The organism is Maridesulfovibrio salinus (assembly GCF_055394525.1).
On sequence record NZ_AP042461.1, the window covers coordinates 2,861,027 to 2,882,023 of the forward strand.

Here is a 20,997-nt window from a genome sequence, read left to right on the forward strand (position 1 = left end):
GAGGCATTCCCATTATGAAGCACGTAAAGTTCATTATATTTTTAAACTGAACAAAATCAAACGAGCCGATCATACACATAAGGCGCACAACCGGCTCATTTCTTATTAGCCTGGATAACAGCTATAATATTTTATACCAAACATTCATGGATTCAAGACTGCCGCTGATATTTGTATTATTTACCAGCCGTCCCGAGTAGGAATAATCTCCCTTGGAAAACAGTGAATTGATTCCATGAGAGCAGGCTCGGGCTATAGTAAAACAGCACCGGATTTCAAGTTCTGCGCATTCATCTTCGAGAGCTCTCAAAAGAGCACCCGCGATGCCCATGCTTCTATAATCAGGGTTCACAGCGAAGTCCGTCATCTCGGCACTGTGCCCGTCTGCACTGATTTCAGCGGAAGCCGCACCGACAAGAATATCCTCTTCGAAAACTCCCATGAAGCGGACTCCATCAACCATTTCCTGACTGATGAATTCCGGATCATTGATCGGGAAAGGATAAGTCTTGAAGGTCTGACCGTAGAGATGCGCGAGCGCGTCCGCATCTCCCGGTCCCAGCCTGCGCATATCAAGGGTTGTCGGCAGGGTGGAGACATTTCCTTTTCCTTTCTTGCTCTCGGCTACAGAGAGCACATGATCAAGGTCAGACTTGTTTTCCTGCTTTCTACGCCAGGGATAACGGTAGAGACTCAGGAAAACTCCATCATCTTCGGCAAACATATCGGGAACCACTGCTTCTTTTTCAAACCCGCTGGCAAGAAAAGGAGCTTCATGTGATTCAGGAATCTTTGCAAAGATCTTGGACAAATCATCATTTGCAGCCATACCGATTAGATCTTCAACTATTTCCGGAACATCTTCGTCAGATAAAGACATCAGATAAATGCGGTCGTTGAAAGTCCCGACCTGAATATCACTGTTTCCAATAGTTAAAATGGAATCATGCGACATCTGAATTTCTCTCCGCTCTTTCATTGTCTTCCGGGGTAAGGCTCAAAGTATCATCCCAATCAGAGATGAGTTTCTCAATACCGATTGCCTTTTCCTCAGCATCTTCTTCCTTGAGCTGGAGGTTGCAATCAGTGCAGTTACGGTCACAATAATTACTCTCGTATGAATCCGGTTCAGTGTAAGTAGTGATTACACCTTCGTAGTTTCTGAGAACAACTTTGTTTGTGGCCCAGGAAACAATATAGTTCGGCATTACTGGGATCTTACCACCACCGCCGGGAGCATCAACTACATAAGTAGGTACGGAAAAACCACTGGTATGTCCGCGCAGGCTTTCAAGAATCTCGATACCCTTTCCTACCGGTGTACGGAAATGGCTAAGACCTTCTGAAAGGTCGCACTGATACAGATAGTATGGACGCACCCTGTTTTTTACCAGCTTCTGGTTCAGGGTTTTAATCAGTCTCGGGCAGTCATTGACTCCTGCCAGAAGGACACTCTGGTTCCCCAGAGGAATACCTGCATCAGCAAGTTTGGCGATTGCTCTCCTTGAGGAATCCGTAACCTCTCGGGGATGGTTGAAGTGGGTGTTGACCCATAGCGGATGATGTTTTTTAAGCACATTCACCAGATTGTCCGTGACCCTGTACGGCAGCACCACAGGCATTCTTGTGCCAATGCGCACAACTTCAACGTGTTCAATCTCCCGGACCTTGGTGAGAATCCAGTCCAGCTTTTCATCAGAAAGCATAAGGGGATCACCGCCGGAAAGCAGGACGTCACGTACCTGTGGGGTATTGCGGATGTATTCGATACCCTGTTCCAGCTGTTCCCGTGACGGAACAGAATCCTGATCACCTACCTTGCGCTTTCTGGTGCAGTGCCTGCAGTACATTGAACACAGGTTGCTTATGTGAAAAAGTACTCGGTCCGGATAACGGTGTGTAATCCCCGGCACTGGACTGTCTTCGTCCTCATGCAGAGGGTCGGTCATATCGCAACGATCAATCTTGAGTTCTTCAGGTGATGGAAAAGATTGAAGAAAAACAGGATCGTTTTCATAGTCATTCACATCAATCAACGACAGATAATATGGAGTAATTGCCAGAGGGAATTTACGCAAAGTAAGCTCATGCTTTCTTCTTTCGCCGTCGCTGAACTTTATCCCAAGGGCTTTTTCGAAACTGGAGACTGTTTTGATGGTATTACGAATGTGCCATTTCCAGTCAGTCCAGTCGGATTTGGATGATTCGTCGTCAATAACGCCTGCCAATTCTTCTTGCCGTTCTGTGTAAACAGTCATAACTTCCTGTGGGTTTATAATTATATAATCTGAGAGAGGAATTCCTGAGTTCGCGGCTCTGAAGGAGCTGAGAACAACTGAGAGGGCTTGTCCTGTTCAAGGATTACACCTTGATCCATGAAAGCCACGGAATCCGCTACCTCGTTTGCAAAATGCATTTCATGGGTCACGACCATCATGGTCATACCGTCTTCAGCAAGGTCACGCATAACGGTGAGAACCTCGCCGACAAGCTCCGGGTCAAGAGCCGATGTGGGCTCATCAAAAAGCATAACTTCCGGCTCCATGGCCAGCGCCCGGGCAATTGCCACCCTCTGTTTCTGTCCGCCGGAAAGAGTCTCCGGATAAGCGTCCGCCCAGTCTGCCATTCCGACTTTGTCGAGAAAGGACATTCCAAGATCAGCCGCTTCTTTTCTGGACATTTTTTTCACCTGGGTAGGTCCTTCTATGACGTTCCCAAGTACATTCATGTGCGGGAAAAGGTTGAAGTGCTGAAAAACCATCCCAACCCTGCTGCGCATACTGTTTATATCTTTTTCATTGCTGGGGACTTTATCACCATTGATACAGATTTCACCCTTGGTGTAGTCCTCAAGGCGGTTAACACAGCGCAGCAGTGTTGATTTTCCTGAACCGCTTGCCCCAATGACTACAACAACGTCCGAATTGCCGACATTAAGATCAATCCCTTTTAAAACATGATGAGTGTCGAACCATTTGTGAACGCCTTCTATACTGATTGTATCCTGCATATGTCCTCCCTATGCCCTGCTTGTATCGAGCTTCCTTTCAATTCCATGAAACAGGAAAGTGAAAGCTCCGGTATAAATAAGGTAAAACACACCGGCGATAGACAGCATTTCCATCATCATAAAGTTTGATGAGGCCAGTTGCTGGGATTTAAGCAGCAACTCGTTGATGGTGATAGTACTGGCCAGTGACGAATCCTTCAGGGCAATGATAAACTGGTTACCCAGAGCCGGAACCGCCCGCTTAAAAGCCTGGGGAAGTATAATCCTTAGCATGGCTCTTGGGTAGCTCATACCGATACTGCGCGCTGCCTCCATCTGGCCTTCCGCAATGGAGGTTATGGCACCTCTGAAAATTTCAGCGATATACGCTCCGTTATGCACTCCAAGCGCCAGCACTGCTGCCGGAAGAGCGGAAAGTCCTATCAGACTGCGCATACCGAAATAAATAAAGAGCAACTGCAACAGTAATGGAGTACCGCGGATAATGTATATGTACGCATGGGCCGGTAAATTCAAAATCCGCTTGTCTGAGATCCGCATGAACACGGTGATCAGACCGAGGACAAGCCCCAGCAGAATACCCAACACGGTAATCTCCAGGGTCATCCATGCTGCCGGCAGAAAATATGGCACATACTCCGGCAGACTTGAAAAATCGAAATACATCTGTTTTCCTTTTTTTCAAAAAAGTAAGGAGGCTCTTAGCCCCCTTTCCTTATTATTTCTTGGTAATATCAACCTTAAGCCACTTCTTACTGATTTCAGTAAGAGTGCCGTCTTCATGCATCTGTTTAAGAATCTTATTAACTTCTTCAGTAAGGGTTTTATCTTCCTTTCTGAAAGCTACCGCAATGTCTTCCTTTCGCAGCGGAGATCCAAGGGGCTTGATCTTGAATTTGCCACTGTTCATAGCGTTAACGCCTACAACACGGTCTGTTATAACACCCTCAATGACTCCGTTTGAAAGCTCGGTCAGAGTATGGGTATCATCCTTATAGAGACGGATATCACTGACACCAAGGTTCTTGGCATCCTGCTCAAAAGTGGTTCCGGTAACCAGTCCGATCGCCTTATCCTTCAGATCCTCCGGGGATGTGTATGGAGAATCGGAACGAACAAACATCTGAGCGCCGGAATAATAATAGGGAGTGGAAAAATCCACGACCATCTTGCGTTGCTCTGTCGCGGCCATACTTCCGAGAATGCCGCTGTAAATACCGGACCTCAGTCCTTCGATAATCCCGCTCCACTCAGTGGTAACAGGCTTGAGATTTACATTGAGCCTTTTGGCAACTTCTTTGGCGACATCAACATCAAATCCAACGAGTTCATTTTGTTTGTTGAAATAGTTGAAAGGTGGATAACCGCCGCTCATGGCAAAGCTGACTTCACCGGAGTCTTTGACTTTTTCAAGACCGGTCTTTTCCTGCTGAGAACAGCCGCATACAGACACGACTATAAACAGCGAAATAAGCGCAAGGTATAAGGCAGTAAAACGTCTCATGTTTTCTCCTGAATATGTGAACTAATTATCGAGGTATACGCCTTTGTATACCACCACAGAGGAAGTGGAAGTGGAATTTTGAATTTCACTACGATGCACAAATGAAAAACAAAGAAAAATGAGCATTGCAACTAATGACACTACAATATTAATTGTTGCATCTCTCATATTTGTATCTGCTATTTCTTCCTGAGTCATCTGTACGCAAAGTGAAAAAAGTAAAATACAAAGAGCCAGTCAATGAATGCATCAAATCAGAATAACATTCTACCCACAAGGCGATCTATTGGGTACTTAATGGGTATAGACCATACCCATAAGACTCAGGAACTGGCCTGATGTTTGAGATAGGATATCAGAGAAACACTTTTACCGCGCAAGCCCAGTTTGCGGCGAATATTCTTTCGATGTGTGCGGACAGTATCAGCAGTGATAGAGAGGAGTTCCGCTATGCGTTCAGTGCTTTTACCGGATTCAACATAACGGCATATTTCGACTTCACGTGGGCTCAACTTGAGCAGCAGTTCATCAAAGTTATCACCTGTTTCGCCTGTAAGGGCTGACAACCTTTCCTTGATAAACTTGCCGAAACTCTTGCGCATCTGGGGCAAGGGTTCCTTTATCATTCTGTCCAGAGCCGGAAGGATCTGTTCTCGTACCTGCAAGGCAAACTCTTCATGCATGTCACGCTTTTCTTCCTCTACTGACTCAATAACAGTCCGCAAGGCGACATTCATCCCGTCCACCTGCTCTCTGCTCTCTTCAAGGCCGGTTTCCAGCCTTTGAATATCACTCATATCCCGCAAAACCAGATGAATAACGGTTCCGGACTGCAACTGAACCTTATGCATGGTTATTTCTACCGGGATCTCAACCCTGTCAGCACTGCGGGCGGTCAGAAGCTCTTCGAAAGGAACAGGTATTTTGGTTGTGCAGGTTTCAAAATACTCACGCACAATTTCCGAAGAATCAGCATCAAAAATATTAAGACAGCAATTTCCCGAGAGCGATGCACGGCGGCCGAAAAGTCTTTCCGAGGCAGGATTTGATGTAAGGATGCGGTATGAAGAATCAACAAGAAAAGTCGGGTCCTGAGCGGCTTCAAACAGGGCATTGAAAAGAGAGATACTGTCATCAAGAGCTGCGATATTATCTTCAATGCGCTCTTCGTAGGTTTCATGTAATTCCACAAAGGGCGCGTTGTTGGTTATGACCGCCACATATCCTTCCGAACAATAAGGACCAGCAAGGGGTATCAGCCGCAAGGAATAGCTTCCTCCGCTTTCCCCGTAAGGTATTTCATGAACACTTTCAGCAGGATAAAGATCTAAAAAATCATCAATATTCTTTGCTTCGACCTCAAGAAGGTTCCAGATGCGTCTCTCATTCAAAGGGCCATCAAAAAACTCCACAGCCGGAAGATTTGCAGAGCAAATACGGCCGCTGTCATCAGTGAAAAGGATAAAATCCGAAAAAGACTCGAAAACTTCTGAAATCTGTTCCGGCAGACGCTCCGAATAGTCATCATTACTTGAAATCACAAACTTTTCCTTTGATCAGAATGGTTGCAAAGATTTTAATTTGTATCAGCCATTGCGTGTGAACTCAAATTACCCGATCTCATCTTGCTTTATGGATATAAGAAGCTTTTTATGCTATAATTGTAAGCCATGAATAGGAAACCAATCAGTTTTATCTGCAGAATGACTGCATGTTATTTGAGAACAATAATCGTTGCTCTTCTTCTGACGGCTTCAGCTGAGGCAGGAGAAGTTCACCATGTTCTTGTTATACATTCATATCATCCGGGAATGTTCTGGGTCAGCAACATTGAAAAAGGTGTGCGGGACACCCTTCTCATCCCTCCATTTCAGAACCGGGGCAATGGACAAGATTTACCATAAAATTACCCTTGAATGATGAAAATCAAGAACCAAAAGCTTAGTCTTTGGTAGACAGATCCAGATCTGCCCACCAATACTTAAAGTTGTGCTTTAACAAAATAGATAGATAAGACATTTAACATATTGAAATTAAACTTCACTTCCTGAATTATCTGTAATCACAATCTCTGCCTTATCCATTCCTGACATCTCATTCATGAATTCAGCAAAAGCCTCACGGCTGCCGAGAACCGCTCTTTGTCCATTGAGCATCCCGGGGCTGGTTCCGGTCAGCGGGCATCCTTCTGTATCAAGAGCGGTATTGCCGGTATGTATACGGATATAAGAACGGCCGGGTACATCCCTAATCGTCCACAATTTTCTTTTTCTGGAAGGTGAATAGTCAAGACTGAGGCGATACCGCCCTTCAGGAATGCAAGAAATTTCCTTTCTGTTTCCTCGCCATGGCTCTTCCAGAGTCCAACAGACCGCCTTTCCGTCCACAAGCAAAACTCCGAGTGTTGCCTGCGAAGAATTCTCTACTCTCTTAATTTCGACTGTTTTCATAGTTTTCTCCTTTCTGAAATAATTTCTTAAATTCAAAAAAGGATTATCCATGAAAAAACGGACCTCAGGTCACTTGACAATGTCCGGTATACTCAGTTTTTCAAAATTAAAACAATTACCAAACATAAGCTTATTGAAGGAGAAATGCCCCCGGCAAGACTGCCGAGGGCATTATTAATCCGCGGGTAAAGCGCAATCAGGTCTTCTTATCTAAGGGATCTACCCTTTCCAACCAATTCTACGGATATTTGCCGGGCCACGTTCAATTGTCCTCTGATACTTCACATCCGGTATGCCAAAACTCATTGCATAGCTGATTTCATGATCATCAGGTATGCCTAACTTCTCAAGCAGGTCGGGAAAAACAACCTCAACAGTACGCCGCAACAAACCGTTCCAGAGAGTTCCAATGCCCATTGCCTGTGCCATCAATTCAAAATAAGAAAGGAAGATATGGGTATCGGCAACCGAAGTCGGAGCAGATTTCGGCGAGGAGACGATTATCACATGGGGAGCACCCCGAAACAGCATATCAATACCACGTTCACGGGCTTTGAGAGCCCACTCATAATACCGGACAATCGGCAGATCCGGCAGGCTGTTATCTTTAAAGCCCTTTTTGATGCGGGAGTAAATATAATCGCTGAACGCCTTAACATCTTCAGCGCTTTCCATCAGGGTAATGTGAACACTCTGAGAATTCACTCCTGTCGGAGCATGCCAGGCAATATCCAGAAGTTTCTGAATCTGCACTGATTCAAGAGGATCAGGTTTATATCTGCGTATTGAACGCCTTCCTTTGATAAGGACAGCCATTTGATCCGCTGAGGGCATTTCTCCTTTAATAAGGGTACTGTCGTCAGGTGAGTTGCCCAGAACCGAAAGAGCTCCTGTGGGGCATACAGCAAGGCAGTGCTGACATTTAATGCAACTGTCCGGGTTGGTCATTATAGGAATACCATCCAACTCTATGGCCCCGAAGACACAATCCTCAACGCAAAGCCCGCATTGTACACATAACTTTTCGTCTACCTTAAAACCGTGCATTTTCATTTCTCCGTGATTCAATCCAGCCCCAAACGGGTTACATAAAATGTTTACCGGATTTGAAGCCGGTTCCTACCTGCTCGCCAATAGCACGGTAATCCTTTCCAGTGGGCGCATAAGCAAAAGGCTCAGCAAGGTTCATCATGGGCAACCCGTTTTCGTCGAGAATCTCTTCATCGGCCTTGATTCCGACAATCTCACCAACAAACTGGGTATGTAAGCCGATTTCCAGAGTATGGATAACCTTGCACTCGAAAATAAGGGGAAATTCCTGAACATAGGGAGCGTCAACAACTTCCGACCTTGCCGGGGTAAGTCCGCTTACAGCGAATTTATCGGTGTTTTTGCCACTTGCCATTCCGAAATAGTCGGTTTCATCAACATACTTAATAGAGGGAACAGACACTGTGTATGCTTTACGCTCCATTATTGATCCATAGGTGTAAGTGGCCTTACGCAGAGAAATTGTCAGGCAGGGAGGGACCGAACAGCAGATTCCACCCCAGGCGATAGTCATGACGTTAGGTTTATCTTCGGCATCATAACTACCAACACACCATACCGGTGTAGGGAATGCAAAAGTTCCCGGCTTTACACTTTTTTTCATTTTAAACTCCTGAGTTAAAATTATATCAATATTTAATTACAGAAAAACTTTAGCATATTTCAATACAGCATGGATGCTGCAATACATCAAATAAATATCAGAAAAATCTGATATAGCAGATTACTCTTTTTTAATGGCTTTTCCGAACAGTTTCCAACAGTCAGACACAGGCTTTTCATCAAGTAAATCTATCATTTTATCCTGCAGACTTCGAATGGCCTCACTGTCAAGATGCATTCTGAAAGATGCTTCTGAAGTGAACTGTGCATAAAGAAAAAAAACAGAAGGGTCCTGCTTTGCCTGATGGAAACAATAAAGCATCAAGCCCTCGTGATCAGATATTTTTTTAACAATATCCTCCAAAAGTGATTTCAGACTCTCTTCGCACCCTTTTCTGGCCCTCAATCTGCAGGTCATAACAAAAGGATGGCAACAATACATAATAATCCTTCCCGTTTTTTAAAATTTACTGACATTAGTCAGGATACTTATATCTTTGTGCTTCAATGGTTCCACCAAATGGCAAAATCTATCCAGAATAAACATGAGGACAAACATCGGACATCAAACAAAGTTTCACGAGACTTAATTCTCAACCGCCCGGCAAGCTGTACGACACATCCATCTCAAATATACACTGAACCAGACTGAAATAATCCTCATGAAGGCTGATTTATGGATATAAATATACAGAACTATAAGCGGAAATAACTCCGATTTTTGTCGTAAAACAAAAAGGGAGATCCCGTCACGGAATCTCCCTAGTTTAATAAAATAGTCCAAATCAGCCGCAATAATTAATAGCAAGCAATCTTAAAGTGATGCAATCCCCTCGCGCAGTGCATAAAGAGTGGCTTCCACCCTGTTTGCAAGATGGAGTTTGGACAGAATACTTGTCATATGAGTGCGCACGGTGGCCTCACTAACAAACATCTCTTCAGCAATAACTTTATTGCTTTTACCTTTAGCCACCAGTTTCAGAGTGTCCAGCTCACGGGGGGTCAGCGGGTCCGGAGTGGGTTTTGCTTCATCCACTGGATTGGAAAGCTCCGATAAGACCTTACGCGCGATATCAGGAGCCAGCGAAGGTTCACCCTTGTGCACTCTGCGGATTGCTTCCAGCAATTCATCAGGAGTGGAATCTTTTAGCAGATATCCCATTGCACCGGCCTTGATTGCCGGAAAAAGTTTATCATCCGTGGCAAAACTGGTCAGGGCGATAATTCTTCCCTCAAGCTTGCGGTCCCGAATCTGCCTGATTGCTTCGATTCCATCCATAACGGGCATCAACATGTCCATGAGTATGATATCCGGAGACAGCTCAGCTGTGAGCTCAACGGCCTCTTTACCATTGGAAGCCTCACCGACAACTTCAATATCATTAAAACTTCCCAGAAAGCTGCGAACCCCGATGCGCACTATATCATGGTCATCGACAAGAAGAACCTTAATTACATCACCCATTATTCTGCCTCCTGAGATACAGATTTCTCATGGATATCCACCCGCACAGTCGTTCCGCTGCCCGGAATACTATTAATGGAAAATTCAGCGTTTATCCGCTCGGAGCGTTCACGTATGCCGCGTAATCCCATCCCGCCGGTCGGAAGTGTGTCAGGATCAAAGCCCACACCGTCATCACTGACCTGAATAGAAGTATAACCATCAGCAAAATCGACGCTTACAATAACAGATTTCGCCTTTGAATGTTTGGTGGAATTATTCAAAGCTTCAATAGCAATGCGGAATACTTCTTCTTCAACCCGCAAAGCCATGCGTCTCTCGTCTCCTTCCACCAGAAGCTCTGCACTGAGCCCTGAACGGATTTCAACCGAGTTAAGACGGGCCTGCAAAGCACCTACCAGCCCCTCGCTTTCAAGTTCCGGTGGATGAAGGTCGAATATCAAAGAACGCATGTCACGCATCGCCTGCTGCGCCATACCCTGAAGAGCTTTAAGCTGCTCCACAGTTGCTGACTCCTTGCCGGATTCAAGAGAGCGCACAGCCGCATCGGAACAGAATGTAATGGCATATAAAGCCTGTGTTACCGAATCATGAAGTTCACGGGCAAGGCGCTGTCTTTCGTCCTGAACCACCAGTTTTTCACTCTGCTCAAACATTCTGCTGTTGCGCATGGCCAGAACAGCCTGTGCCGCGAACATTTCCATAATACGCTTGTCAGCATGGTCAAAACCACCCGGTTTATTTGAAACCAGCAGAAGACCTAGAGTACGCTCACCTTCCCTCAAGGGAACAACAATGAGAGTGCGGACTTCCGGACTACACTCCCCTTCGGGAATTTCACTTTGCGCGTCACGGACAACCGCTGTCTTGCGGGCTGTTAAGACACTACCGTAAAAACTTGAATCAACCGGATAAAATTCTTTTGGCGGCTGCGGGATGCCGGCACCATAAACGTAATGCAGATTCTCGCCTTCATTAATGAGAATGGCACTTCCGCCTCCATCTACTATCCCTCGGGCTTCTTCGGCAATTAGGGTCAGCACCTCACCGTTCCTGCCATCCGGACGCTCAAGCAGCAGGTTGGCTACTCGTCTCAGACTTTCACTTTCCTTCAACTGCCTTCTGGTCTGTCTTGCCATAACAGCACTTTCAATAGCTACGGCAACAGTATTAAGAATCCCGCCAATGAGTTCCTGAGTGGCTTCGTCAAAAGTGAACCCGTTCTTGGCTGAAGAAACAAGGGCCATGCCAACCATCCTGGTTCCGTTATTGATCGGAAAAAGAGATACCGATCCGGCTCTGACCGCCTCAGGAAGTATATCAGCAAAAGATGAACTTGCCTTGTTAGCTGTGCAGAAACCGTAGCTCTTGCCATCCACCCCGGTGATGGCATTGCCGGACGGGCAGAGCCTGAGGCCGCGCAAAGCACTCTGGCACTCCTCACTGGCGTAACCATATCCCGCACTTGGGGCCAGCCCGCCAGTTTCAGGGTGCACAAGAAAAATGGTACAGCAGCCATTATCCACGGTTCCCGCGAGCACTTCCGCCAGTTTATCAAGCACCTCGTCAGGGTCCAAAGCACTGGTGACGGTGCTTGATGCCTCAAGCAGAAGTTTGTTGCGGACATGTTCCGTATTCAGACGTGACAGCAGCATTCCGGAGTATCTGTCGGTGGTAAGGTTCAATACCTCAAAGTAAAACTCCTCAAGCTCATCAAGAAAATCAAGATAGTCATTATTCTCCTTAAAAAAAGTTCTGCCGAAAGATCTGATCGCCAGCTTTCCCAGCAGTGAGCTTTCAACCACATCCCTGATACCGACCCCGCGGTCAAGCTTGATATTGGCGCAACTTCTGAAATACTCTTCCATAATATCAAGGTCTCCACGAGTGAAACACTTGAGTATCATTTCTGCACCTTTACCGGCACTTTCCTTAAGCTCTTCAGGCTCAACATTTGCATACCAGCGAGGCTGATGCTCTGCCAGTATACCGGCAAAATCAGCTGAAACAGAGTCCATATTGCTCAGCAAAATTTCACCAATGATTTTCAACTTGTCATTCTTCATATATTTATCCTGCCCGGCTTTGCACCCAAGGCTGTTATCCGATTCTTGACTTGATTATTAGCACAGTCAATCCGATCCGAAATCAGTAAAATGGATGATTTAAACCAATCTGCTCACAACAAAATCAATGAAATTAATTAAACAAGGAGCACGTGATATCTAGAAACTTAAAGTAAAACTTAAACTATCTTTTAAGCCCGGGAAATAAGGGAGTTATCCGCGTTCTGACTGAAATAAATAATCCGGTAAGGCAACTGCACGGTTGCCGCGGTCCGTGACTATTATAAAATGTAAACATGCTGACAATTCAAGATTGTCACCATGAAATATGTTTTAAAATATGGCAGGAACACATGGCCGCAACACAGGTGATAGTTGTCAAGCTATCCCAGTCAGCTTATATACATATGAAGCCTTTAAAAAGGATCACAAATCCATATTTCCATATTATGATCAGATTGTTCTATACCTTGAGTTTGATCAACAGAACTTCAGGTCTGCTGTTAGTCCTCAAAGGCGGCCCCCAAAAACCTACCCCACAGGTTACATAGTAAGTTGTCGCCCCTTTTCTGTAAGTCCCGAACTCTTCTTCATAGAGCCTTTTTACTACCAGATTAAAGGGGAACAACTGCCCGTTATGAGTATGTCCTGAAAGTTGAAGCGCCACTCCGGCTTCTTCCGCTTCTTCAAGTTTCCGCGGAGTATGATCCAGAAGGACTATCGGCAGTTTGTTTTCAGCCGGAATGATATTCGGCAGCGCAATCCGTCTACCGTTACGAATCGGTGCGGCAAAGTCATTTCTGCCTACAAGCAGGAAGCGTCCGTCCACAACTTCACTTTTATCATTAAGCAATGTGATTCCCTGCTTTTCAAGCATATTTTTGGACCAGTCATCACCCAGATAGTATTCATGATTTCCCAGAACAGCATACTTGCCAAGTGGAGCCTTTATTCTGGCAAGCTCATCTGCCGCCCTTGTGAATTCAGCATCAAGATCATCAAGAATATCACCGACCATGAACACCATGTCCGGTTCAATGGTGTTGACCAGATTGACAACAGCCCCAACCCGGTCCCGAGTCATCAGCTTCCCCGCATGCAGATCGGCAAAAGCAACTACCCGGTACTCCCTGGCATTTGCATCTCCTTTCGACAGATCGAACTCAAGTTCCTTAACCACCGGAGAAGTTGCATTAATGTAGCCGCCAATGGTCATTACAGCAGAAACAAGACACAAAACCGCAAAGACCTTCAATCTTGGGACTCTAATACCGTTACCGAGGACCTTAAGCCCCCAGCGAATCGGCTCAAAACAAAGCCCGACAGGAACCATACAGGCTATAATTGCAGCCCAGCTGTAACCAGCACCCTGCAGGATTATTTTTATAATGTATGGAAGTTCAGCCCGAAAATAGAGGGAAACGGGCAAGGCTACCGTCATAAGATCAGTCGCAACAAGCACACTCCGTTTTATTGACGGGTTATCTACAAGCATCCGGCATATCCACAGCCGAACATATGAATAACAAATAAAATAAATAATCGTAGCTTTTACATAAAATGACATAAGCAGGTCCGGTGCGGTTAAATTTGTTTTGAAGAAAATATATAATTGTACAAGACCTAAATTACAACATTATCTTAAAGTTGTATCAGCGCAAAAAAGGCTGCCTTTTTTAAGGGCAGCCTTCATAATGTCAATAAATACGATATATGTGAGGAGGATATAAAGTGCTAAAACGCGAATGTGTCTGACAACCCGTTTCAGTTTTTTATTTACGCCTGTCATCCGGCGTTATTTCCGCATTCAGAGAATGCAGAATCATGCCTTGTTGCGGGAATTATAAGCTTTGGCAAGTCCGCCGCTGGAGGTCTCACGGTAAAGACTCGGGAGGTCATGACCGGTTTCTTTCATTACTGAAACAACCTCATCAAAAGGTATACGGTGGCTTCCATCTGAAAGAATGGACATCTGTGCTCGGGCCAGTGCTCTGGTAGAAGCGCATGCATTCCTCTCAATACAGGGAATCTGGACCAAACCGTCCACAGGGTCACAGGTCAGCCCCAGATGGTGTTCAAGCCCCATTTCTGCGGCATATTCTATCTGGCGCAAAGTTCCCCCCATAAGCTGGGTTGCTGCGGCAGAAGCCATAGCACAGGCTGAACCGACTTCACCCTGACACCCCACTTCAGCTCCCGATATGGATGCATTGGTCTTAATTACATTGCCGAAAAGACCAGCTGTAGCCAATGCACGAATCAGGTCATTTTCTTTAAGATCATGAATCTGCTGCAAATATTTCAGGGTGGCAGGAACGATTCCACAGGAACCGCATGTCGGAGCCGTAACAATAACTCCCCCGGCGGCATTTTCTTCTGATACAGCCAGAGCATAAGCAGTAGTCAAGCCGGTCAATTGCATATCAGGCCCGGCCAGACGAGTGCGGCGGTAATAGGACTTTGCCTGCCTTCTCAGCCCGATAGATCCGGGCAGAACGCCCTCAGCATCAAGACCACGTTCAAGGGACTCGTCCATAACGCGCCAGATTTCCCGCAGAAAATCCCAGATTTCCTTTCCTTCACACTGTTCAACATACTCCCAGTAGGTAATTCCTTTGTCTTCGCAAAAAGCCATAATAGAAGTTATGGTCCGAATATCATACACAGGATCAAGGCTGACACCCTGAGTGCCTTCTTCACGGATTGCTCCGCCGCCGACACTGTATACTTTCCAGGAGTCGAGAACATTTCCCGAAGAATCGAGAGCCTCAAAAAACATCCCATTAGGATGCTCCGGCATTTTCTCTTCGGCTTTCCAGATAAGTTCAGTCCGCTCATCTCCAAGCACGCTGATTATGGCCCAATCCGTTAAGTGCCCTTTGCCTGTTGCCGCGAGACTTTCAAAAAGAGTAACCCGGAAATTTGCAGCCTCCGGATTTTTCCCCAGAAATGTTTCAGCAGCAAACTTAGGCCCCATGGTATGGCTGGAAGAGGGGCCGACTCCTATCCTGTATAATTCTCTAAGTGACTCCATAAACGTACCTGCTCTAGTTTTATCTATTAAACCATATGATGAACACCTGGTAGTTGCTATATTACGTTTCGAATAAAAAATATAGAAAATTTTACTCGATTCGAATTTATAAGCAGACATGGGTAAACATTACATATTTATTTAAATTATCAGATCAATAAAAAAGCCGAAACCGCAAAAGCGGTTCCGGCCAGAAGTCACGTACTGCAGACTTTTTAGATCAGACCTTCCGGAAGCCCTTCCACAAACTCTCTAATCTCATCACGAACTCTTCTGTAACATTCCAATTGTTCTTCTTCGCCTGCTCCCGACTCAGCTAGTTCTCTGGCCATTCTTGGCGGATCGTCAAAACCTACATGAATTACCTTACAGCCCCCCGGAAAAAAAGGACAGGTCTCGTGCGCATGATCACAAACAGTAACGACAACATCAATTTGAGCGTCCCTGAAGTCATCAATATGGGTAGAAGCCTGATGAGATATGTCTACTCCAACTTCTGCCATGACCTTTACAGCGTTAGGATTTAATCCATGAGTTTCAATTCCTGCCGAATACACATTAATCAGATCGCTTTTAAGATGTCGTGTCCATCCTTCAGCAATCTGACTTCTACAGGAATTACCGGTACATAAAAACAAAAGGTTCAATTTATCCATCTTCTGTCCATAACCGCATGATTTAATGGCGGCACTAAAATTATTACACTTGCTTAATTTGCCAAACGGCAAAAGACTTATTCGAGCAAACCTTATGAGTCAATGACACAAAGGAGTTTGTAACAAACTTGCAATAAAAATATAAAACACCGATTGAAAAGACAAAATTTAAGAGTGTATATCAGCCTGTTTTTTACGGGACAAAAAATGACTGTTTCATTATCTTAAAAGGCAGTCTTATTTTCCAGCGGGACAGTTCGGAGCGGCTGAATACAAAACTGCCCCGATCAGGGGTCACAGGCCTTATACGACTGGCCGGTTTTCCACCCAGAATCTCCAAAACCATATTTCCCGCAGCTCTTCCCTGCTCTTCACCACAGAGAACCATTCCACCAACGGCTTTTCCTTTTCCCACACTCATTCTCCAGAAAGCAAAAACAGGAAGCACGCTGTTGGCAGATGTCCACTCAAGGAGCTCTTCACTGTCCACATGCTTTTCGCCATCAAAGACTCGTTGATACAGGCCTACCACGATAGCCCGATACCCCTCACTTTCAGCTTCCTTAATGATTTTTTTCCACTTTCCAAAACTGGAGACAACCTTCAAATCAGTATTTACACCGCTGACGGTCAGAGTGTCTGATTTTTTAAAAACCTGTTTCTTAAAAGCCTGTGTTGTTGTGCCATTATCAAACAAAATAAGGACCTTATCATTGCCCACATTAAGTATCTCATTAATATATTTTATAGTTCTCTTATAAAGAGGCCGTTCAAGGACACCGGTAATATTCATTTTTTGCAAATGATAATTTCTGGGGTTTTCATTTATCCCCATATAGACAACAGGTGTACCTGTGTGACTCAGTCTGGGGCCTACATATTTGAGCGCGTTGTCATCGGACAGAATCACAATATCGGGTTTGACTTCACGGTAATACAGACTGGCAAGTTCCGCCCTTTCCTCATAAACATCTTCATGCAGCCTTTTGGTGTCCATTTGAAAACGCAAAAGCTCAATCTTTCCTTTGGTACTGGATTCCAGCCCCTTCATCATCTCCTGATCCCAAAGATAGCCGGCATGATAACTTTCTATCCATAGAACCCTGGGTAGAGCTAAGGCATTAATCGGGGCCAGTAATAAAAATAATATGTATATTAAACCTGTAATTCTGATCATGAGCACCCCGTCTTTGAACTCTGCTTAATTCAGCTTACAACCCATACAGTACAATCTACCGCAGACTGTACAACTTTGGTTGAGACTGAGCCAAACAGGAACTCTTCAGCCTTACTGACTCCCCTTCTTCCAATAACAATCGTTCCGACTCCCTCTTCCTCTCGTATTCTGAGGATATCCATGCCGATACTGCGTCCGGTAGAGCATATATCTGTTTCATGGAACGGGGACTTGCAGCTTGCAAAATAACGGATGAAAATTTCCTTTTGCGGGACTCCCAGCTCAATAAGCCTGAGGCGTGCCTGCTCCAGTTTTGCGTTTATTTCTTTTTCATTATGTTCACATTCCTTCTTCCATAATTCCTCATCAGGAAAAATATCCTTATCCGGAAGCCTTTCAACATAAAGCAGTGATATCTCACTACCGGAGCAATTCCGCGCTATTTCCCCCACATAATCTACGGCCTTGAATGAATTTTCAGAACCGTCAAAAGCGATCAGAACTCTGATGGATTCCATAGCTTCAACCTCCTGGCATCTAAATTTTAAAGACTCCTGATTTCCTTTAGACTTCTGTTCATATCAACCATCAACTCATCAACCGATTCGTAAAAAACAGAACTCGACGATGAAAAATGCATCAGAATATTATTTAATGAGGAAGGTATGTAATCATAAATCTTACGCAGATTCACGACCCTGTTGCCAATTACAACCGAATAATCACCCCGGCTCAGACTGGTGAGAATCTGCCTGTCTACACCATGATCCTGCAATGTCTGAGGAGTCAGGTTGGCCTTTCCTGCCAAATAAATAAGAATGCTTCCAAGACCGAATACATCAAGGCCGAAAGGGTTCTCATATAGATCAAAAGCATAGTCGAAATCGATCCAGCGATAATCACCGGTCTCACTCTCGACCCAGAGATGGTCCCTGCGGATATCCCCGTGTTTTTCATCGTTGTCGTGCAGAAACTTTATCGCTTCACAGGCTCCAAGATACTTCTCCAGAATATCTGGAAAATATTCATGAAAATAAGTCTTATGATCAACAGGAATATTGTGAACAACTACATCCAGCCTCTTGCCGCGAATAACATCCAGTACACGAACGTTATTTCCTGCGGTATCATCATTGGAATAACCCTGCATAAAACGCTTGTCTCCCTTTACAAGATCCAGAATTCTTGCTTCCTTGCGGGGGCTTCTGAAGCACTGGATCTTGAATGGGCCTATGTTCATCGGAAACTTTTCATAAAAAACCAGCTTCAAAATTTTGGGCTCATTGGTTTCAAGCTTCCTGCAACGCTTTACCCAATACTTGGGGTCGGTCAGCCCGAACCTCCTCTCCTGCTCATTCTTGAGAACGAGAAAATGTTCATCATGCAACTTGATGATATCACTGTAATCAATATTCATAAACTCAGTCGTATCAGTATACAGATTCCCGAAACGGGAAATACTGTGCTCAGGTATGAACTTCTTAATCAGGTCATGAACTTCTCTGCTCATTAAGACCTCCGGCAGATATTTTGAGCTGTCACTATATTTATATTCTCACTTAAAACATAACACAGCCATAACTTCATTAAAAGCATTACAATAAAATCACAGCAGATATCTCCGAAAGGATCCTTTCTGATAAGTCTGGTTTCGGCCAATCCTTTGCTTGCCTGTTGATATATTGTTACGTATGTTTAATGTTTGCCGGATAACACTTTAACCATCCTACTGAACACAGAGGACTAATTGAACGCGCCAGAATATTCACTTTCCGAACTGGGCTGGAAAACAAGATTCAGCTCCCAACTTACTGATGAAGATAAAGAAAACACCCTGCCCGCCAGAGTAACCATGACACATCGCGGTCATGTTGTGGTTTCCACAGGACAATCGGAGCACCTTCTGCAAATTGCAGAAAAAGGGATAGGAAGCCTCAATGTTCAGCCCACTGTTGGTGACTGGGTATTGCTGAACAGAAAATCCCTTGTTCCTGAAAAAGTCCTTGATAGAAGCAGCCTGCTGCAACGCATGGCCCCGGGGCAGGAAGTCAAACTGCAGCCCATTGCGGCTAATATCGATACACTTTTCATCGTTTCATCCTGCAACAGCGAGTTCAATTCAAATCGGATTGAACGTTATATCTGTCTGGCTCTTGAGGCCGGAGTTGACTTTGTTCTTATACTCACCAAAGCGGACCTCACTGAAAATGCCGAGGAATACCGCAGACAGGCAGAAGAGCTGTATCCGGGTATGAAAATAATGACAGTAAATGCCAAGAACAGAGACAGCGTTAACTGTCTGGACAAATGGTTCAAAGAAGGTGAAACAGTTGTTCTTCTGGGATCTTCGGGAGTCGGCAAGACCACACTGCTTAACACCATAAATGGGGATCAGAAGGAAAAAACGGGATCAATCAGGGACTCGGACAGCAAGGGACGTCACACAACCACAACCAGATCCCTGCATATTATGCCTTCCAGAGCCCTGCTCATTGATGTTCCGGGCATCAGGGAATTACAGCTTCATGACTGCCAGTCCGGCATCAACAACGCTTTCAGTGAAATAGCGGAAGCGGAAGATATGTGTCGCTTCTCTGATTGCAGCCACAACCATGAACCGGGATGTGCTGTGCGGGAATCTTTAGAGCAGGGATCAATCTCTGCCCGCAGACTTGAAAATTATCTAAAACTGAAAGTAGAAGCGAAAAAGAACAGTGAAGATATAACGGAAAAAACCAGACGCAAGTCTGGAGGCAAAAAGAAATATTCCCGCAAATGGAAGAAATGATAATCAATAACGCACTACAAAATTACTCATTTAACCCAGCAGGAAAACTCCGGCACAATATGAAACTGCAATTACAAATTGCCGTCACATAAAAAGCCCAGTCAGCGACAGCTTGATTCACATATTCTATTTCGGAGATCCTGTGGCATGTAAAATTGCAGATATAGAATTGAAAGATGCACCCCTCGGATTATAAAATTATAAAGGCAGAATTCCATATGAGAAACTGCCTTTATAAGAAAATATTATCATTCCAGATCAATCCAGAATACTCATCAAAGCATCCTCTACTTCAAGATAATCAAAGCTGAATCCCGCTGCGATCAACCTTTCAGGCAATACAAATTGTCCTGAAAGAAGAATTTCTTCAGCCATCTGTCCAAAAAGCATTTTCACCATAAACCCGGGAACTCTCAATCGTACCTTTTTATTAAAGACTTTACCCAGAGCATAATGAAACTTATTTGAAGTCACCGGATGAATAGAGCTTAGATTAAAAACACCCTGACACTCATGATTCTCAATCAGATGAATTATGGCTTTTACTTCATCATCAATGTGTATCCACGACACACCCTGATGCCCGTCTCCGAGATAAGCCCCCAGACCGGCCTTGAAAGGTTGAATCATCTTTGCGAGAGCTCCGCCGTGACCCAGTACCATTCCTGTGCGAATTACAACACGCCTCACGCCATATTCTTCAACTTTAACTGTTGAATCTTCCCATTTACGAGCCACATTGGCCAGAAAGGAATCCCCGGCGGATGATTTTTCATTAACAGGCTCCGGGCCGCGCGGACCATAAAAACCGACAGCCGAAGCCTGAACAACAACTTCCGGCTTGTTCTTGACTTTGGACACAGCCATAGAGACAGCTTTACCAGCTTCAAGGCGGCTTTTCTCTATGCCCTGCTTCTTGCTTTCGCTCCAGCGTCCGGAGGCAATATTTTCTCCGGCGAGATTCACTATCGCCTTCGCACCATCTGCAAAGTCCTCCCAGCCCTCGGAAGTCTGACCATCCCAGACAACATTGCGAACTCCGGAAATATCAGAAGGCCGGCTTGATCTGGTCAGTGCGATTACATTATACCCTTTTCCAACAAGTGCCTTACTCAATGCCCTGCCGATAAACCCGGTACCGCCAGTAATCACAACCTTCATCGCGCTCTCCTTTTGCTAGGTCTTTTGCATTCT

The 20,997-nt window shown here is 45.0% G+C and carries 20 protein-coding genes; 1 reads left to right on the forward strand and 19 read right to left on the reverse strand.

Annotated features, from left to right (window positions below; all coding sequences use genetic code 11):
- Nucleotides 1–121 precede the first annotated feature (121 nt).
- The 18 genes from ablB to ACZ5PW_RS13070 form a co-directional block, all read right to left on the reverse strand.
- The gene (gene ablB / locus ACZ5PW_RS12985; protein WP_464554394.1) at nucleotides 122–955 is read right to left on the reverse strand and encodes a putative beta-lysine N-acetyltransferase; all 834 of its coding nucleotides are present in this window, start codon (nucleotides 953–955) and stop codon (nucleotides 122–124) included.
- Entirely contained in the window at nucleotides 945–2,258 is a 1,314-nt protein-coding gene (kamA, locus tag ACZ5PW_RS12990) for a lysine 2,3-aminomutase (RefSeq protein ID WP_464554398.1), read from the reverse strand. The genes ablB and kamA overlap by 11 nt, the downstream gene beginning before the upstream one ends.
- Before the next feature lie 20 nt (nucleotides 2,259–2,278).
- Nucleotides 2,279–3,010, reverse strand: coding sequence for an amino acid ABC transporter ATP-binding protein (locus tag ACZ5PW_RS12995; RefSeq protein WP_464554402.1), 732 nt, complete (start codon nucleotides 3,008–3,010; stop codon nucleotides 2,279–2,281).
- A gap of 9 nt (nucleotides 3,011–3,019) precedes the next feature.
- The gene (locus tag ACZ5PW_RS13000) at nucleotides 3,020–3,676 is read right to left on the reverse strand and encodes an amino acid ABC transporter permease (RefSeq protein ID WP_464554406.1); all 657 of its coding nucleotides are present in this window, start codon (nucleotides 3,674–3,676) and stop codon (nucleotides 3,020–3,022) included.
- Nucleotides 3,677–3,728: 52 nt separating this feature from the next.
- Nucleotides 3,729–4,514: an ABC transporter substrate-binding protein gene (locus ACZ5PW_RS13005; protein WP_464554410.1), complete on the reverse strand. Its 786-nt coding sequence runs from the start codon at nucleotides 4,512–4,514 to the stop codon at nucleotides 3,729–3,731.
- Between the two features lie 323 nt (nucleotides 4,515–4,837).
- On the reverse strand, nucleotides 4,838–6,055 hold the full coding sequence (locus ACZ5PW_RS13010) for a helix-turn-helix transcriptional regulator (RefSeq protein WP_464554415.1): 1,218 nt from the start codon (nucleotides 6,053–6,055) through the stop codon (nucleotides 4,838–4,840).
- A gap of 492 nt (nucleotides 6,056–6,547) precedes the next feature.
- The gene (locus tag ACZ5PW_RS13015; RefSeq protein WP_464554419.1) at nucleotides 6,548–6,964 is read right to left on the reverse strand and encodes a DUF5675 family protein; all 417 of its coding nucleotides are present in this window, start codon (nucleotides 6,962–6,964) and stop codon (nucleotides 6,548–6,550) included.
- Nucleotides 6,965–7,183: 219 nt separating this feature from the next.
- Nucleotides 7,184–8,011 carry a nitroreductase family protein gene (locus tag ACZ5PW_RS13020; RefSeq protein WP_464554421.1) on the reverse strand — a complete coding sequence of 276 codons (828 nt, stop codon included), beginning with the start codon at nucleotides 8,009–8,011 and terminating at the stop codon, nucleotides 7,184–7,186.
- A 37-nt stretch (nucleotides 8,012–8,048) separates the two neighbouring features.
- Nucleotides 8,049–8,618, reverse strand: a complete 570-nt coding sequence (locus ACZ5PW_RS13025) for a flavin reductase family protein (protein ID WP_464554423.1) — start codon at nucleotides 8,616–8,618, stop codon at nucleotides 8,049–8,051.
- A 120-nt stretch (nucleotides 8,619–8,738) separates the two neighbouring features.
- Nucleotides 8,739–9,059 (reverse strand): putative quinol monooxygenase, encoded by a 321-nt coding sequence (locus tag ACZ5PW_RS13030; RefSeq protein ID WP_464554424.1) that lies wholly within the window; start codon nucleotides 9,057–9,059, stop codon nucleotides 8,739–8,741.
- A 372-nt stretch (nucleotides 9,060–9,431) separates the two neighbouring features.
- Nucleotides 9,432–10,082: a response regulator gene (locus tag ACZ5PW_RS13035; protein WP_464554425.1), complete on the reverse strand. Its 651-nt coding sequence runs from the start codon at nucleotides 10,080–10,082 to the stop codon at nucleotides 9,432–9,434.
- Entirely contained in the window at nucleotides 10,082–12,148 is a 2,067-nt protein-coding gene (locus ACZ5PW_RS13040) for a GAF domain-containing sensor histidine kinase (RefSeq protein WP_464554426.1), read from the reverse strand. Before ACZ5PW_RS13040 ends, ACZ5PW_RS13035 begins: the two co-directional genes overlap by 1 nt.
- A gap of 463 nt (nucleotides 12,149–12,611) precedes the next feature.
- Nucleotides 12,612–13,643: a metallophosphoesterase gene (locus tag ACZ5PW_RS13045; RefSeq protein WP_464554427.1), complete on the reverse strand. Its 1,032-nt coding sequence runs from the start codon at nucleotides 13,641–13,643 to the stop codon at nucleotides 12,612–12,614.
- A gap of 327 nt (nucleotides 13,644–13,970) precedes the next feature.
- The gene (locus ACZ5PW_RS13050; RefSeq protein ID WP_464554428.1) at nucleotides 13,971–15,182 is read right to left on the reverse strand and encodes an L-serine ammonia-lyase; all 1,212 of its coding nucleotides are present in this window, start codon (nucleotides 15,180–15,182) and stop codon (nucleotides 13,971–13,973) included.
- A 215-nt stretch (nucleotides 15,183–15,397) separates the two neighbouring features.
- Complete coding sequence (locus ACZ5PW_RS13055) at nucleotides 15,398–15,838, reverse strand: arsenate reductase ArsC (RefSeq protein WP_464554429.1); 441 nt, start codon at nucleotides 15,836–15,838, stop codon at nucleotides 15,398–15,400.
- A gap of 193 nt (nucleotides 15,839–16,031) precedes the next feature.
- On the reverse strand, nucleotides 16,032–17,015 hold the full coding sequence (locus ACZ5PW_RS13060) for an ABC transporter substrate-binding protein (RefSeq protein WP_464554430.1): 984 nt from the start codon (nucleotides 17,013–17,015) through the stop codon (nucleotides 16,032–16,034).
- Between the two features lie 29 nt (nucleotides 17,016–17,044).
- Nucleotides 17,045–17,533: a universal stress protein gene (locus ACZ5PW_RS13065; RefSeq protein ID WP_464554431.1), complete on the reverse strand. Its 489-nt coding sequence runs from the start codon at nucleotides 17,531–17,533 to the stop codon at nucleotides 17,045–17,047.
- A gap of 26 nt (nucleotides 17,534–17,559) precedes the next feature.
- Nucleotides 17,560–18,525: a serine/threonine protein kinase gene (locus ACZ5PW_RS13070; protein WP_464554432.1), complete on the reverse strand. Its 966-nt coding sequence runs from the start codon at nucleotides 18,523–18,525 to the stop codon at nucleotides 17,560–17,562.
- A gap of 237 nt (nucleotides 18,526–18,762) precedes the next feature.
- Between ACZ5PW_RS13070 and rsgA the strand changes: the two genes are divergently transcribed.
- Nucleotides 18,763–19,803 carry a ribosome small subunit-dependent GTPase A gene (rsgA, locus tag ACZ5PW_RS13075; RefSeq protein WP_464554433.1) on the forward strand — a complete coding sequence of 347 codons (1,041 nt, stop codon included), beginning with the start codon at nucleotides 18,763–18,765 and terminating at the stop codon, nucleotides 19,801–19,803.
- A 258-nt stretch (nucleotides 19,804–20,061) separates the two neighbouring features.
- On the opposite strand, the gene ACZ5PW_RS13080 is transcribed toward rsgA, so the two are convergent.
- Nucleotides 20,062–20,964 (reverse strand): TIGR01777 family oxidoreductase, encoded by a 903-nt coding sequence (locus tag ACZ5PW_RS13080; protein ID WP_464554434.1) that lies wholly within the window; start codon nucleotides 20,962–20,964, stop codon nucleotides 20,062–20,064.
- Nucleotides 20,965–20,997: the final 33 nt, after the last annotated feature.

Excerpts from the sequence above, each read along its gene's own strand:
- ACZ5PW_RS13045 (WP_464554427.1), bottom strand. The coding sequence starts at position 13,643 with ATGCTTGTAGATAACCCGTCAATAAAACGGAGTGTGCTTGTTGCGACT.
- ACZ5PW_RS13050 (WP_464554428.1), bottom strand. The coding sequence starts at position 15,182 with ATGGAGTCACTTAGAGAATTATACAGGATAGGAGTCGGCCCCTCTTCC.
- ACZ5PW_RS13080 (WP_464554434.1), bottom strand. The coding sequence starts at position 20,964 with ATGAAGGTTGTGATTACTGGCGGTACCGGGTTTATCGGCAGGGCATTG.
- ACZ5PW_RS13040 (WP_464554426.1), bottom strand. The coding sequence starts at position 12,148 with ATGAAGAATGACAAGTTGAAAATCATTGGTGAAATTTTGCTGAGCAAT.
- ACZ5PW_RS12995 (WP_464554402.1), bottom strand. The coding sequence starts at position 3,010 with ATGCAGGATACAATCAGTATAGAAGGCGTTCACAAATGGTTCGACACT.
- ACZ5PW_RS13020 (WP_464554421.1), bottom strand. The coding sequence starts at position 8,011 with ATGCACGGTTTTAAGGTAGACGAAAAGTTATGTGTACAATGCGGGCTT.
- ACZ5PW_RS13000 (WP_464554406.1), bottom strand. The coding sequence starts at position 3,676 with ATGTATTTCGATTTTTCAAGTCTGCCGGAGTATGTGCCATATTTTCTG.
- ACZ5PW_RS13025 (WP_464554423.1), bottom strand. The coding sequence starts at position 8,618 with ATGAAAAAAAGTGTAAAGCCGGGAACTTTTGCATTCCCTACACCGGTA.
- ACZ5PW_RS13055 (WP_464554429.1), bottom strand. The coding sequence starts at position 15,838 with ATGGATAAATTGAACCTTTTGTTTTTATGTACCGGTAATTCCTGTAGA.
- kamA (WP_464554398.1), bottom strand. The coding sequence starts at position 2,258 with ATGACTGTTTACACAGAACGGCAAGAAGAATTGGCAGGCGTTATTGAC.
- ACZ5PW_RS13015 (WP_464554419.1), bottom strand. The coding sequence starts at position 6,964 with ATGAAAACAGTCGAAATTAAGAGAGTAGAGAATTCTTCGCAGGCAACA.
- ACZ5PW_RS13065 (WP_464554431.1), bottom strand. The coding sequence starts at position 17,533 with ATGGAATCCATCAGAGTTCTGATCGCTTTTGACGGTTCTGAAAATTCA.
- ACZ5PW_RS13035 (WP_464554425.1), bottom strand. The coding sequence starts at position 10,082 with ATGGGTGATGTAATTAAGGTTCTTCTTGTCGATGACCATGATATAGTG.
- ablB (WP_464554394.1), bottom strand. The coding sequence starts at position 955 with ATGTCGCATGATTCCATTTTAACTATTGGAAACAGTGATATTCAGGTC.
- ACZ5PW_RS13070 (WP_464554432.1), bottom strand. The coding sequence starts at position 18,525 with ATGAGCAGAGAAGTTCATGACCTGATTAAGAAGTTCATACCTGAGCAC.
- ACZ5PW_RS13030 (WP_464554424.1), bottom strand. The coding sequence starts at position 9,059 with ATGTATTGTTGCCATCCTTTTGTTATGACCTGCAGATTGAGGGCCAGA.
- ACZ5PW_RS13060 (WP_464554430.1), bottom strand. The coding sequence starts at position 17,015 with ATGATCAGAATTACAGGTTTAATATACATATTATTTTTATTACTGGCC.
- ACZ5PW_RS13005 (WP_464554410.1), bottom strand. The coding sequence starts at position 4,514 with ATGAGACGTTTTACTGCCTTATACCTTGCGCTTATTTCGCTGTTTATA.